General features: G+C 62.8%; 1 pseudogene. It reads right to left on the bottom strand.

Annotation, left to right across the window (positions count from 1 at the left end):
* Positions 1-745, bottom strand: a pseudogene (locus E1291_RS41560) (DNA-directed RNA polymerase subunit beta); the annotation flags it as partial.

The raw sequence follows: 745 nt of genomic DNA, 5'->3' as shown, positions 1-745 counted from the left end.
GTCGGCGGCTCGCCCGGGCGCAGCTTGCGGTAGATGTCCAGCAGCGCGTCGTCCTGACCGGAGGTGTGATCCTTCTCCAGCGTCACATTGATCGACTCATACGACCCGAAACGCTCGCGAATCCGCGCCTCGTCCCAGCCCAGAGCCTTCAGCAGCACCGTCACCGGCTGCTTGCGCTTACGGTCGATGCGCACACCGACGTTGTCACGCTTGTCGATCTCGAACTCCAGCCAGGCACCCCGACTCGGGATCACCCGGCACCCGTAGATGTCCTTGTCCGACGCCTTGTCCAGCGCCCGATCGAAGTACACCCCCGGCGAACGCACCAGCTGCGACACCACCACCCGCTCGGTGCCGTTGATGATGAACGTCCCCTTCGGCGTCATGAGCGGGAAATCACCCATGAACACCGTCTGGCTCTTGATCTCACCCGTGGTGTTGTTGATGAACTCCGCCGTGACGAACATTGGGGCGGAGTACGTCATGTCCTTGTCCTTGCACTCCTCCACGGAGTACTTCGGCGGCTCGAACCGGTGATCCCGGAACGACAACGACATGGTCCCGGAGAAGTCCTCGATCGGACTGATCTCCTCAAAGATCTCCTCCAGCCCCGACTGCGTCGGGACGCTCTTACTTCCGGCCTTCTGGGCCGCCTCGACCCGGGCCTTCCACCTCTCATTGCCCAGCAGCCAGTCGAACGAGTTGGTCTGCAGAGCAAGGAGGTCCGGGACTTCGAGCGGCTCCT

Origin of the sequence: Actinomadura roseirufa (genome assembly GCF_900659635.1) — a bacterium.
GTDB classification, from domain to species: Bacteria; Actinomycetota; Actinomycetes; order Streptosporangiales; family Streptosporangiaceae; genus Spirillospora; species Spirillospora roseirufa.
The sequence above is the reverse complement of the archived record's forward strand: the minus strand, read 5'-3'. Positions and strand labels throughout refer to the sequence as shown.